This window comes from Arthrobacter sp. YD4 (assembly GCF_030410515.1).
Taxonomy (GTDB): Bacteria; Actinomycetota; Actinomycetes; order Actinomycetales; family Micrococcaceae; genus Arthrobacter.
The window spans coordinates 306307-319709 of the sequence record NZ_JAUHHD010000004.1; the positions used below are offsets into that span (position 1 = coordinate 306307).

General features: G+C 70.8%; 11 protein-coding genes and 1 pseudogene. All 12 read right to left on the reverse strand.

Annotated features, from left to right (window positions below; genetic code table 11):
• Positions 1-128: 128 nt before the first annotated feature.
• The gene (locus tag QWJ39_RS12590) at positions 129-437 is read right to left on the reverse strand and encodes a YggT family protein (protein WP_290258179.1); all 309 of its coding nucleotides are present in this window, start codon (positions 435-437) and stop codon (positions 129-131) included.
• A gap of 137 nt (positions 438-574) precedes the next feature.
• Positions 575-1105: a cell division protein SepF gene (gene sepF, locus QWJ39_RS12595; RefSeq protein WP_290258180.1), complete on the reverse strand. Its 531-nt coding sequence runs from the start codon at positions 1103-1105 to the stop codon at positions 575-577.
• Between the two features lie 57 nt (positions 1106-1162).
• Positions 1163-1909, reverse strand: coding sequence for a YggS family pyridoxal phosphate-dependent enzyme (locus QWJ39_RS12600; RefSeq protein ID WP_290258181.1), 747 nt, complete (start codon positions 1907-1909; stop codon positions 1163-1165).
• Entirely contained in the window at positions 1906-2625 is a 720-nt protein-coding gene (locus tag QWJ39_RS12605; protein ID WP_290258182.1) for a polyphenol oxidase family protein, read from the reverse strand. The genes QWJ39_RS12600 and QWJ39_RS12605 overlap by 4 nt, the downstream gene beginning before the upstream one ends.
• Before the next feature lie 136 nt (positions 2626-2761).
• Positions 2762-3976 carry a cell division protein FtsZ gene (gene ftsZ / locus QWJ39_RS12610; protein ID WP_290258183.1) on the reverse strand — a complete coding sequence of 405 codons (1215 nt, stop codon included), beginning with the start codon at positions 3974-3976 and terminating at the stop codon, positions 2762-2764.
• A 202-nt stretch (positions 3977-4178) separates the two neighbouring features.
• A complete protein-coding gene (locus tag QWJ39_RS12615; RefSeq protein WP_290258184.1) occupies positions 4179-5051 on the reverse strand; it encodes an FtsQ-type POTRA domain-containing protein in 873 nt (290 codons plus the stop codon).
• Positions 5044-6456: a UDP-N-acetylmuramate--L-alanine ligase gene (murC, locus tag QWJ39_RS12620; protein ID WP_290258185.1), complete on the reverse strand. Its 1413-nt coding sequence runs from the start codon at positions 6454-6456 to the stop codon at positions 5044-5046. Before murC ends, QWJ39_RS12615 begins: the two co-directional genes overlap by 8 nt.
• 26 nt (positions 6457-6482) lie before the next feature.
• Entirely contained in the window at positions 6483-7649 is a 1167-nt protein-coding gene (gene murG, locus QWJ39_RS12625; RefSeq protein ID WP_290258186.1) for an undecaprenyldiphospho-muramoylpentapeptide beta-N-acetylglucosaminyltransferase, read from the reverse strand.
• Positions 7650-7972: 323 nt separating this feature from the next.
• Positions 7973-9211: pseudogene (ftsW, locus tag QWJ39_RS12630) on the reverse strand (putative lipid II flippase FtsW); the annotation flags it as partial.
• Positions 9212-9213: 2 nt separating this feature from the next.
• Positions 9214-10815 (reverse strand): UDP-N-acetylmuramoyl-L-alanine--D-glutamate ligase, encoded by a 1602-nt coding sequence (gene murD, locus QWJ39_RS12635; RefSeq protein ID WP_290258187.1) that lies wholly within the window; start codon positions 10813-10815, stop codon positions 9214-9216.
• Positions 10797-11906: a phospho-N-acetylmuramoyl-pentapeptide-transferase gene (mraY, locus tag QWJ39_RS12640; protein ID WP_290258188.1), complete on the reverse strand. Its 1110-nt coding sequence runs from the start codon at positions 11904-11906 to the stop codon at positions 10797-10799. Before mraY ends, murD begins: the two co-directional genes overlap by 19 nt.
• Positions 11903-13399 (reverse strand): UDP-N-acetylmuramoyl-tripeptide--D-alanyl-D-alanine ligase, encoded by a 1497-nt coding sequence (gene murF, locus QWJ39_RS12645; RefSeq protein ID WP_290258189.1) that lies wholly within the window; start codon positions 13397-13399, stop codon positions 11903-11905. Before murF ends, mraY begins: the two co-directional genes overlap by 4 nt.
• Positions 13400-13403: the final 4 nt, after the last annotated feature.

Here is a 13403-nt window from a genome sequence, read left to right on the forward strand (position 1 = left end):
GTCTAGTTAGTCAGGAGGCCTTCCGGCCGTCAAAACTACGGTACCTAAATATGGTCTGGTTCCTCTAATTCAACACCGCAGTGTTGGACCGGAGTTTTATCTGATGATGGTGCTGTCCGCGGGCCGCGTCAGATGGCGACGGCCGTCGCGTAGGTCAGTGACCTGGCTACTCCCATGGCAATCGAGACCGCCAGGAAGAGGACCAGGAAGGCAAGGTCCAGGGAAATTCCGCCGAGCCGGAGCGGCGGGAGGATCCGGCGCAGCAGCTTGAGCGGCTTGTCCGTCACGGCGTAGACCGCGTGGGCGGTGATCAGCGCCGCGCCGCGGGGACGCCAGCTGCGCGCGAACATCTGGACCCAGTCGAAAACCAGGCGCACGATCAGCGCGACAAAGAAGAGCAGCAGCGCGATATAGATCAGCCCGAAAACAATTCCCATGAGTTAGTTCAGTTCTCCATGTTCGTTCCGGATACCGCAGTGTCCTGGCCGGGGGGTGCGCTTCTATTTCAACACGAAAATTCCGGCGGGGCGGCCGGGCAGGTGATCCTGCCTGGCCGCCCCGCCGGAATCAGGGACTAGCTTTGGTTGAAGAAGGAGGCCGTGGTCTCGCTGGCCTTCTTGTCGTCGCCGATCACCTCGACGTAGGAGGGCGAGAGCAGGAACACCTTGTTGGTGACCCGTTCGATGCTGCCCCGGAGGCCGAAGACCAGTCCGGCGGAGAAATCGACCAGCCGCTTGGCGTCCGCCTCCCCCATGTCCGTGACGTTCATGATCACCGGGATGCCGTCGCGGAAGCTCTCACCGATCAGCTTCGCGTCGTTGTAGGACCGCGGGTGGATCGTGGTGATCTGCCGGAGGCCGGAGGTCTCTTCGCGGCTGGCGGCCGCTCGCTTGATGGGTGTCACGGGTGCGCGGTATTCCTCTTCGGCGGCATAGGGCTCTTCCCGGGGGGCTTCGCGGACGGGGGCCGGGGCGCGGCGCTCCTCGCGGTCGTGCTCCATAGGTTCGTCCTCATCCTTGTGCGGGGTGTGATGGTCAGACTCGTAGTGTTCATCGCCGTCGGCGAGCCCAAGATAGATCATTGTCTTGCGCAGAGCGCCAGCCATGGGTCCACTCCTAATCGTGTCAGTATTACCCCGCCATTACCTTCCAATACGTTGAACCTACCGCACGGCCGGACGCGGACCGAGAATATCGGAGCCAATTCGCAGGTGTGTCGCCCCGTGCCGGATCGCGGCCTCCAGGTCCTGGCTCATTCCCGCGGAAATGCCGCTGGCCTGCGGAAAGTCTGCGCGCAGCGCCGCGGCGATGCCGGCGAGTTTTTCGAACGCGGGTTCGGGCGGTGCGCCGAGCGGTGCGACGGCCATGACACCGGCCAGCCGGAGGCCGGGCGCGTCGGCGAGTTGGGCGGCGAGCTCCGGCACGGTCGCGGGCAGCGCGCCGCCGCGGTCGCCGTCGGCGTCGTCGGCCAAGCTGACCTGGATGAAGCAGTCGAGGTCGTCCCGGCCGGTGCGGTCCTGTTCTACGGTGATGGCCTTGGCGAGGGCGGTTGCCAGCTGCGGCCGGTCCACGGAGTGTACGGCGGCGGCGTAGCGGACCACGGACTTGGCCTTGTTGGTCTGGAGCTGGCCGATGAAGTGCCAGCGGAGGGCCAGGGCGGAGAGTTCGGCCGCCTTCTCCGCGGCCTCCTGGTCGCGGTTTTCGCCGACGTCGGTGATGCCCAGGGAGGCCAGGCGTGCCACGTCGGCGGCGGGGTGGAACTTGGTGACCACGATCAGCTGCGGCAGGTCGGCGCCACGGCCGGCGGCCTCCGCGGCCGAGGCGATGCGCCTGCGGACGGCGGTGAGCCGTTCGGAGAGCTGCGCGGTGCGGGGATCCGCCCCGGGATCCGGGGCCGGTGCCCCGCTCATGCCGCCGCCCAGACCAGGCCGGCGAAGCGCCCGGTGGAGGCGTCCCGGCGGTAGGAAAAGAGCTCAGGGTCTTCGAGCGTGCAGCCGCCGCTGTACATGACCTCGACGCCGGCGGCCTCGAGCTGGCTCCGCACCCCGGCGGGGAGGTCGAGCCCGGGGGTTCCCTGCGCGGTGGTGGTCCAGGTGGCGGGGACGGCGGCGGCCACCTCCTCGCGAAGCTCCGCGGGCACCTCGTAGCAGCGGCCGCAGACGGAGGGGCCGATCCAGGCCCGGATCGTCCCGGCACCGAGGGCGCGCATCCGGTCCACGGCGGCGGGGACAACCCCGGCGGCGGTGCCCGGACGGCCGGCGTGGGCGACGCCGAAGACGGGGGCCGGGGCTCCGGCGCCGTCCTCCGCGGCCCGCTCCCCCACGAGGACGACCGGCACGCAGTCCGCCACCATCACGGCCAGCGGCGCGCCGGCGGAGACCAGGGCGTCGGCGGTGGGGGCGACACCCTGGCCGGCGTCCGCGGGGATCTCGGCGACGTCGTTGCCGTGCACCTGGTTCATGAAGGAGAACCCGTCCGGGCCCACGCCGGCCTCCGCCGCGAGGTCCTGCCGTCGCCTGCGCACCTCGGCGGGGTCGTCGCCGACGTGCAGGGCCAGGTTGCCGGCCGCCGCGTTCGTGAAGGCAACCCACACGCCGGGGCTCACCTCTGCCCGACAGGAAAACACGTATCTCACCACTATTCCGGTTGTTGCTGTCTTTCGTGAGCGGATGTCCTCCGCTCCCACCACGGTACCCGCCCGCAACGCAGCATGGCACCGCCGGGGCGGTGCCATGCTGGGTGTTGCGGGTGGTGCCGGTGGCCTACTTCAGGAAGTCGGGGACGTCCAGGTCATCGGAGTGGCGGCCGGACAGGTCCGGCTCCACGACCGAGGGCAGGTCCACGTCGAAGCCCGAATCGGCGGGTACGGCGGCGGGACGCTGCTGGCCCCAGCTGCTCAGGCCAGAGGCACCGACGCCGGCGTGCATCGGCTGCGCCGGGGCGGAGGCCGGAGCCTGGGCCGGGACGGGAGCCGGTGCGGCCTGGCGTACGGGGGCCGGCTGGGACTGGTCCATCGACGGCGAGGTGGCCTTGACGTCGTCGAAGCCGGCGGCGATGACGGTGACGCGGGCCTCGTCGCCGAGGGCGTCGTCGATCACGGCGCCGAAGATAATGTTGGCTTCCGGGTGCGCGACTTCCTGTACCAGGCGGGCCGCCTCGTTGATTTCGAACAGGCCCAGGTCGGAGCCGCCCTGGATGGAGAGGAGGACGCCGTGGGCGCCGTCGATCGAGGCTTCCAGCAGCGGCGAAGCGATGGCGAGCTCGGCTGCCTTGACCGCACGGTCCTCGCCGCGGGCCGAGCCGATGCCCATCAGGGCCGAACCGGCGCCCTGCATGACGGACTTGACGTCGGCGAAGTCGAGGTTGATCAGGCCGGGGGTGGTGATCAGGTCCGTGATGCCCTGGACACCGGAGAGCAGTACCTGGTCGGCGGAGCGGAACGCGTCCAGCACCGAGACGTTGCGGTCGCTGATGGAGAGCAGCCGGTCGTTCGGGATGACGATGAGGGTATCGACCTCGTCGCGCAGGGCGTCGATGCCGGCCTCGGCGGAACCGGCGCGGCGCCGGCCCTCGAAGGTGAACGGGCGGGTGACGACGCCAATGGTCAGGGCGCCGAGGGACCGGGCGATGCGGGCCACGACGGGCGCGCCGCCAGTGCCGGTGCCGCCGCCTTCGCCGGCAGTCACGAAGACCATGTCCGCGCCGCGGAGCACCTCTTCGATTTCATCGGCGTGGTCCTCGGCGGCCTGGCGGCCGACCTCGGGGTTCGCGCCGGCTCCGAGACCACGGGTCAGCTCGCGTCCGACGTCGAGCTTGACGTCGGCATCGGACATCAGCAGCGCCTGCGCGTCGGTGTTGATTGCGATGAATTCGACGCCGCGAAGTCCCACCTCAATCATGCGGTTGACTGCGTTCACGCCACCGCCGCCGATGCCGACGACCTTGATGACGGCCAAGTAATTCTGCGGAGCTGCCACGTTACGTGTCCCTTGTTCGTGTTCTATTGCGAAATCTGATGGAGTCCAGCTTGAAAGGCTAACCTTAACCTTCGACTTGAGGGTTATAGTTATGTCAACTAACTCGTAGTTGGAACGCTATTGGCTAGGCCGGGGACATTCAATGACCGGCTCAGCGTGTCGCGCTAATACCGGCTAAATGGCGAATCTCCCCGGCCGGCCGTCAGCGGGTGACGGGGTGGCGCGGGACGCTGACGTCGTAGACCTTGACCGGGTTCTTGGGGTCCGCCGGCGCCTTCAGCAGGGCGGCCAGGACCCGGGCCTTGAGGTCCTTCTCCCCCGCGTTCCCCCAGACGATTGTCTGCCCGTCCACGAGCTTCAGTTCCACGGCGTCCACGGACTTGGCGGAGGCGTCGGAGAGCCGGGCGAGGATGTCCGGCGGCAGCGCGCCGAGTACGCCGGTGATGGCGTGGAACAGGTCCTGCGGCAGCGCCCCTCCCCCGCCGTCGATGACGGGAAGCTTCACCGCCGCGGCATCCGGCGCGGTTCCGAGCGGAACCCCGTCCGGGTCCACCAGCTGGAAGGCCTCGCCCTGCTTGAGCAGGGCCACCGGGACACGCTCGACGATGGTCACCTGCAGGGTTGACGGCGGCCGGGCCTGGCTGGTTACGGACTTGACCTGCACCAGAGGCTGCAGCAGCGCGGTGACGTCCCGGTCGCTGACCTGGGGCAGGGGCTTGCCCTGCAGCGGTGCCAGCGCGGCCTGGATCTGGTCCTGGCTAAGCATCCTGGTGCCCTGCACGGTCACCGTGCGGACTGCGAGCCACGGCGAATAGACGGCGGCGGCGATGACCCCCGCGATCAGGACCGCGACGACGGCGATGGTGCCGAGGACGATCCGGCGCCGCCGCCGGGCCTTCGGTTCGGGGAAGGCCAGGACCTTGCCGGGCGCCGGCTCCGGCGCCGGGCCCGTGCCGGGGCCGGGAGCTGACTTAGTGGCCGAGATGACGTCCGAGCCGGACCTTGGAGCGCCGGCGCCGCCCCGTTTCGAGCTCCCAGTTGCGGGCGGGTAGCCGGGCCGGCGGGAGCTAGGCACCGGGGATCCCGGCGGTGAGCGCCTCCACCAGCAGCGGCCCGTACGCGGTGACGTCGCCGGCGCCGGCGGTGAGGACGATGTCGCCCGGGCCTGCGGCGGCCAGCACGGCTTGGACGGCGTCCGCGCCGGGGCCCACCAGGTGCCCGTTGGGGCCCAGGTGGTCGGCGATCAGCTGGCTGGTGACGCCGGGGATGGGGTCTTCGCGGGCCGGGTAGATGTCCAGGACCCAGGCGGTGTCCGCGGCGTTGAGGGCCTCGGCGAACTCCCGGGCGAATTCGCGGGTCCGGGAGAACAGGTGCGGCTGGAAGAGCACGTGGACCCGGTGGTCGCCGGCCACCGAGCGGGCCGCGGCCAGGGCGGCGCGGACCTCCGTGGGGTGGTGGGCGTAGTCGTCGTAGACGCGGACGCCGCAGCCCTCGCCCTTGTACTCGAAGCGGCGGGCGGCGCCGGTGAAGCCGCCCAGCGCGGCGGCGGCGGCCTCCGGCGCGACACCCAGCTCCAGTGCCACGGCGAAGGCGGCGGCGGCGTTCAGCGCGTTGTGCCGGCCGGGGACCTGCAATTCGACGTCGTAGCGCCCGGTGGCGGTCTCCAGCGTGAGGGCGCCCCGGCCGCCGTCGTGCAGGATCACGTCGGACTCCGGGGAGGTGCCGTAGAGGAGCACGCGGGTGGTGCCGCGTTCGCGGGTGCGCAGGGCGAGGTCCCGGGCGCCCTCGTCGTCGGCGCAGGCGACCAGCAGGCCGTCGGCCGGAAGCAGGCCGGTGAAGCGGTCAAAGGATTCGTAGACGGCCTCGGCGGTGCCGTAGTGGTCCAGGTGGTCCGGTTCGACGTTGGTGACCACCTCGATCTGTGGGCGGTAGTTCAGGAACGAGGCATCGGATTCGTCCGCCTCGGCGATGAACACCGGCGAGGACCCGGAGGCGGCGTTCACGCCGAGCGCCGGGACGTTCGCGCCGATGGCGAAGGAGGGGTCCAGGCCGGCGCCCTGCAGCAGCACGGTGATCATGGAGGTGGTGGTGGACTTGCCGTGGGTGCCGGCGACCGCGACGGCGGTGTCCCGGGCCATGGCGGCGGCCAGCGCCTCGGAGCGGTGCAACACGGGGAGCCCGGCGGCCTTGGCGGCGGCCAGTTCGGGGTTGTCGGCGCGGATCGCGGACCCGGCCACCACGGTCTGGGCGTCGCCGAGGTTGGCCGCGTCGTAGCCGACGGCGATCCGGGCGCCGGCGGCGGCGAGGTCGGCCATCACCGGCAGGTCCTTGGCGTCGGAGCCGCTGACGGGCACGCCGCGGGCCACCATGATGCGCGCGACGGCGGACATGCCGACGCCGCCGATGCCGATGAAGTGGACCCGCCCCAGTGACTCCTGGGTGCGTTCGGCCGCCTGGCCAGTACCGGTTTCCTGTGCCATTGCTTTACCGCTTCCTGCCGTGCCGGTCACTGCTTGTCCTGCGTCGTGGGGTCTGTGTCTGGGGCGCCCGTGCCGGTGCCATTGCCGGCGTCCGCGCCGGCGGCCTCGAGCACCAGCGCGGCCATCCGCCGGTCCGCGTCGCGGATGCCGAACTGCTCCGCGGCGTGCGCCATCCGGTCCAGCCGCGCCGGGTCGCCCAGGAGCGGGAGGATGGTCCCGGTGATCCACGCGGCGTCGAAGGCGGCGTCGTCGACCAGCAGCGCCGCCCCGGCGTCGACCAGCCCGGCAGCGTTCAGGGCCTGCTCGCCGTTGCCGATGGGCAGCGGCACGAACACCGCGGGGAGCCCGACGGCGGCCACCTCGCAGACGGTCGCTGCACCCGCGCGGGCCAGCAGCAGGTCGGCGGCCGCGTAGGCGAGTTCCATGCCATCGATGTATTCGACCTGGCGATAACCCGGCGCCTCGAGGAGGCGGCCCCGGGCGTCGTGGACGGCTTTGTCCCGGCCGGTGATGTGCAGCGTCTGGACGCCGGCGGCGCCGAGGGCGTCCGCAGCGGCGGCGATCGCCCGGTTGATGCTCTGGGCGCCGGAGGAACCCCCGGTGACGATCAGGGTGGGCTTGTCCTGCTCCAGACCCAGCGCTGAGCGGGCGGCGGCGCGCGCGCCCGCCCGGTCCAGCCCGGAGATCTCGCGGCGCATGGGCATGCCGACGTGGCGGGCGCCGCGCAGCCTGGTGGCCGCGAAGGCGACGGCGACGTGCCGGCTCAGGCGGGCGCCGACCCGGTTGGCCAGGCCCGGGCGGGTGTTGGCCTCGTGGACCACGATGGGGATCTTTCGCCGCCACGCCGCAAGGTAGAGCGGAGTGCAGACGTAGCCGCCGACGCCCACCAGCACATCGGCCCGGGCGTCGTCCAGGATGACACCGGCCTGCCGGACGGCGCCGGCAAGCTTGCCCGGCAGCCGCAGGAGCGCCGTGGACGGCTTGCGCGGGAAGGGCACGCGGTCCACGGTGGCGAGGTCCAGCCCGGCGGCGGGCACAAGCCGGGTTTCCATGCCGCCGGGGGTGCCGACGGCCAGCAGGGCGGCGTCCGGCCGTGCCTCCTTGACGGCGTTGGCGATCGCCAGCAGCGGGCTGATGTGGCCGGCGGTGCCGCCGCCGGCAAGGACGACGGAGAGGGGCGGTGGGGTCTTCATCAGGTCTGGGTACGCTTCCGTGCGGGGTTCTTGGGGCTGGGGGTTCGGGTGCCGGCGGGCCGGGGGGCTGGTGCCGTCGCGGTCGGCGCCGGGCTGGCGGGCTTCGCGGCGGCCTGCTTCGCGCCCGGCTGCTTCGTGCTGGCCTGCTTCGTGCCGGCCTGCTTCGTGCCCGGCGGCTTGCGGGTGGCTGTGGAGGGAGCGGCCGCTGTGGCGGCGGTAGGCGCGGTGGAGGGCTTCGCAGCGGCCGGCGCCGCCGTCGTCGCCTCTCCCTCGCGCCGGGCCACGACCCTGCGGCGCAGGATCCGGGTGAAGCCGGCGGGACCGAAGCGGAGCAGGCCCTTGGGCTGCATGTCCGGCGCCATCTGCGCCCGGGCCAGGGACAGGACGACGCCCACGGCACTGAGGGACATGAGGAGCGCCGAGCCGCCGTAAGAGATGAACGGCAGCGGCAGGCCGATCACGGGCAGCAGGCCGGTGACGACGGCCATGTTGACGGTGGCCTGTCCCAGCAGCCAGACCATGATGGCGCCGGCGAGGACGCGGTGGAACAGGTCCTGCTGGGCCACCACCACGCGGTAGATCGCGGTGCCGAGGACGGCGAAGAGGATGAGGACCACGATCGTGCCGATCAGGCCAAGTTCCTCGCCGATGATCGCGAAGATGAAGTCGTTGTGCGCCTCGGGGATCCAGCTGTACTTCTGCCGGCTCTGGCCCAGGCCCACGCCGAACCAGCCGCCGGAGGCCAGGCCGTAGAGGCCGTTGGTGGACTGGTAGTTCAGGTCCGAGCCGTCGGAGCAGGTCTGCCCGGTCCAGGAGAGGATGCGGCACATGCGGTTGGGGCTGGTCACGGCCAGGACGGCGGTGCCGATCGCCAGTGCCACGCCGGCGATCCCGAACAGGTAGAGCCGGACCCCGGCGAAGAACAGCCCGGCGGCCATGATGATCATGATGATCATGGCGGTGCCGAGGTCGTTGCCAGCCAGGATCAGGCCGAGGATGGCGGCGGCCCCGGGGAACACGACGGGGACCAGCACGTGCCGCCACTGGCTGAGGAACGCGGCCTTGCGGTTGAGCACGGTGGCCATCCAGAGCGCCAGCGCCAGCTTCGCGGCCTCGGAGGGCTGGAAGGTGAAGGGCCCGACGTCGATCCAGTTCTGGTTGCCCAGCGTGCTGCGGCCGATCAGCAGAACCAGGCCCAGCAGGAGGATGGCCAGGAAGATGGCCGGCCAGGCGAAGCGCTTGAGCCAGACGACGTTCACCCGGGAGAGGACGAACATGACGAAGACGCCAATCGCGGCGAAGAGTCCCTGCTTCAGCGCCGCCGAGTAGGGCGACTCCCCCGCGGCGATGGACTCGACGCTGGACGCCGAGAGCACCATCATGATGCCAATCGCCGTGAGCGCCAGGGTCGACCCCAGGATCAGGTAGTAGGTGGAGCCGTTCCGGGACCGGCCGTTGCCCTCGAGTGCGGACCAGAACATCCGGTACCAGCCGCGGAGGCGGCCGGCGGCGGACGTGCCGCTGGTGGGTGCCGTGGCGGGACGGGTGGGCGTGCTGACCATTGCTACTCCTCGGTGGTCTGAGCCTGCCCTTCCACGAGCTCGCGGACGGCTTCGATGAAGGCGTCGCCACGGTGAGCATAGGAAGAGAACTGATCCATGGACGCAGCTGCCGGGGCCAGGAGCACAGTGTCCCCCGGGGCGGCCAGCTGTGCGGCGGACGCTACGGCCTGGGCCATCACAGTTTCGCCAAAGATCGGCGAGGGGGCTGCGTCGGCGTCGGCCGGTCCGGCAGTCTGCTCCTTTTCAGTCTCACCCTTGGCGTGGCCGATCACCGGGACATCCGGCGCGTGTCGCTCGAGCGAGGCCAGCAGGTCCGAGGAGTCGGCCCCGATCAGCACCACGGCCTTGAGCCTGGCGGCGTTTTCGCGCACCAGTGAGTCGTAATTCACACCCTTGGATAGGCCGCCGGCGATCCAGATGACGTGCTCGAACGCGGCCAGCGAGGCGGCCGCGGCGTGCGGGTTGGTGGCCTTGGAGTCGTTGATCCAAAGCACCCCGCCCTGCTTCGCGACGGGCTGGATGCGGTGGTCCCCCGGGAGGTAGTTCTGCAGGCCCTGCCGCACGGCGGCGGGTGCCACCCCGTAGGCGCGGACCAGGGCGGCCGCCGCGAGGGCGTTGGCCACCATGTGCCGCGGGGCCACCGGTCCGAGGTCGCTCATGGCGGCGAGCTCGGCGGCGCTGTCCTTGCGTTCGGCGATGAAGGCACGGTCGACGAGGAGGCCCTCGACGACGCCCACCATGCTGATCGCCGGGGTCAGGGTGGTGAAGGCGACGGCGCGGCAGCCCTCGACGACGTCGGCGTCCTCGACCATCCGCTCGGTCTCGATCTGCTCGGCGTTGTAGACGCAGGCCTTCTGGGTCCGTTCGTAAACCTTGGCCTTGTCCGCGAGGTAGGAGTCGTAGGAGCCGTGCCAGTCCACGTGGTCCTCGGCGACGTTGAGGCACACGCTGGCCACCGGGGAGATGGAGTGGCTCCAGTGCAGCTGGAAGCTGGAGAGTTCCACGGCGAAGACGTCGTAGTCCACCGGGTCGCGCAGCGCGTCCAGGATGGGGGTGCCCACGTTGCCGACGGCGATCGCCTTGAGGCCGGCGGCCTGCAGCATCGACTCGGTCAGGCCCACCGTGGTGGTCTTGCCGTTGGTGCCGGTGATGGTGATCCAGTCGGCGGTCTTGCGGCCCTCACGGACGCGGACCCGCCAGGCGAGTTCGACGTCGCCCCAGATGGGGATGTGCGCCCGCGCGGCGGCGGCGAGCAGGGCCTGGTCCGGGCGCCAGCCCGGGGACGTGACGATCAGGTCCGGCTTCTGGCCGTCCACGGTAGGTACGGAGCCAACGGCGTCCTCGCCGAGCAGCACGCCGGCCGCGCCGACGATCTTGAGTGTGTCCGCCTGGGCCAGGGCCTTGGGGGTCTCGGCGACGTCCACCACCACAACCCGGGCGCCCAGTTCGATCAGGGTGTCCGCGGCGGCGAAGCCGGAGATACCGATGCCGGTCACCACCACGCGCAGGCCGGCCCAGTCGGCGTCCCAGCTGGTGAGTCCCTCCAGCCGGGGCGAGCTGGCGAGGGGTTCGGGAATCGTGCCGATCACAGCAGTACCACCCATTCCGCATAGAAGATGCCGAGGCCGGCGGCAACGAACAGCCCGCAGAGGATCCAGAACCGGACCACGACCGTGACCTCGGCCCAGCCCTTGAGTTCGAAGTGGTGCTGCAGCGGCGCCATCTTGAAGAACCGCTTGCCCTTGGTGATCTTGAAGTAGCCCACCTGGATGATGACCGAGAGGGTAATCAGGACGAACAGGCCGCCGATGAAGGCCAGCAGCAGTTCGGTGCGGGACAGGATGGCGAAGCCGGCCACGGCGCCGCCGATTGCGAGCGAGCCTGTGTCGCCCATGAAGATCTTGGCCGGGGAGGTGTTCCACCAGAGGAAGCCCACCAGGGCCGCGCTGAGGATGGCCGCCAGCAGGGCCAGGTCCAGCGGGTCGCGGACGGTGTAGCAGCCCCCGCCGGCCTGCCGGGGCGATCCGCAGGACTGGTTGCTCTGCCAGATCCCGATCAGCGTGTAGGCGCCGAAGACCATCACGGAGGCGCCGGCGGCGAGGCCGTCCAGGCCGTCGGTGAGGTTCACGCCATTGGTCGCGGCGGTGACGATCAGGTTGGACCAGAGGACGAACAGGATCGCTCCCAGCACGGTGCCGCCGAAGGCCATGTTGAGCCAGGGAATGTCGCGGACCAGGGAGATCTGGTACGACGCAGGGGTGACGCCGTTCTCGTCCGGGAAGGTCAGGGCGAGGACGGCGAAGATGATGCCGACCGCGGCCTGGAGGATGAGCTTGGCCTTGGCGTTCAGGCCCAGGCTGCGCTGGGCGGAGATCTTGATGAAGTCATCCAGGAAGCCCACCAGGCCCATGCCCACCATGAGGAAGAGCAGGAGCATGGCCGAGGCGGTGGGTCCCGGCGAGGCCGGGTTCATCCACCACATCACCAGGTGCGTGGCGAAGTAGGCGATCAGCACGCCCACCACCACGACGGCGCCGCCCATGGTGGGGGTGCCGCGCTTGGTGTGGTGCGAGGTGGGGCCGTCGTCGCGGATGAACTGCCCGTAGCCCTTGCGGACCAGGAAGCGGATGAAGAGCGGGGTACCGAGGAAGGACAGCAGCAGTGCCAGTCCGGAGCCCATCAGCAGTGCGATCACGGCAGGGTGCTCCCGTCGGTGGCAGGGGTGGCGTCCGGGCCGGTGCCCGGGGCGGCGTCCGGCGCCGGTGCAGCTAATGCTATCCGGTCCCCCAGGTGGCGCAGGCCAATGCTGTTGGAGGATTTGAAGAGGACCAGGTCGCCGGGTTCGAGCTCGGCCTGGAGGATCCCGAAGGCCTCCTCGACGTCCTCGGCGAAGATGCACTCGTCGCCCCAGGAACCCTCGTTGACGGCGGAGACGTAGAGGGCACGGGCTTCCCGGCCGATCACCAGGAGCCGGGAGATGTTGAGCCGGACCACCTGGGTGCCGACGGCGGTGTGCTCGCGGATGGAGTCCTCGCCCAGTTCCAGCATGGCGCCGAGTACGGCCCAGGTGCGCCGGCCGCGGCCGAGGTCGGCCAGGGTGCGGAGCGCGGCCCGCATCGACTCGGGGTTGGCGTTGTAGGCGTCGTTGATGATGGTGACGCCGTCGGACCGTTCGGTGCGTTCCATCCGCCAGCGGCTTGCGGCGGTCTGGCTGCTGAGGGACGCGGCGATCTGCGCGCCGGGGATGCCGGCGGCGAACGCGGCGGACGCGGCGGCCAGCAGGTTGGTCAGGTGGTGGGCGCCGATCAGGCGGGCGGAGACGTGGTGCGTGCCGCCGTCGGGCAGCACGAGGTCGAATTCGGGGCTGCCGCCGGCGTTGAGCTCGACGTTGGTGGCGAGGACGCCCGCGCCGGTCTGCCCGGATTCGGCGGAGAAGCCCAGCACGGTGGCCTGGGTCCTGGCGGCCATGGCCGCAACGCGGGGGTCGTCGAGGTTGAGCACGGCGGTGCCGTCGGCCGAGAGGCCCTCGACCATTTCGCCCTTGGCGCGGGCGATGTTCTCGACGCCGCCGAATTCGCCGGCGTGGGCGGTGCCGACGCAGAGCACGACGCCGATCTCCGGGCGGACCATTTCGGCGAGGTAGGTGATGTGGCCGACGCCGGTGGCACCCATTTCGATGACGAGGTAGCGGGTGCCGAAGCCGGCCTTGAAGACGGTCAGCGGGACGCCGACCTCGCCGTTGTAGGAGCCCTGGGGCGCGACGGTTTCGCCGGAGCCGGAGAAGATGCCGGTCAGCAGGTCCTTGGTGGTGGTCTTGCCGGCGGAGCCGGTGATGCCCACCACGGTGAAGTCCTCGCCGGCGGCGGCGCGGTGCTGCCGGATCCGGCGTACGGCCTCGGCGGCGAGGGCGCCCATGGCAAGGACCGCGTCCTCGACGATCACGGCCGGGAAGGGCTTGCCGGCGGCGTCGGAGACTTCGCGCTCGGCCAGCGCCAGGACCGCGCCGCGGTCGAAGGCGGCGGCGACGAAGTCGTGCCCGTCGGCGGCCTCACCGGGCTTGGCCACGTAGAGGGAGCCCGGCGTCGCTTCGCGGGAGTCGGTGACCACTGACCCGGGCGTGAGCTCCGGATCGGCGGCCAGCCGGCCGTTGGTTATGTCGGCGATTTCCGCCGCGGTAAATGCAATCATCTCG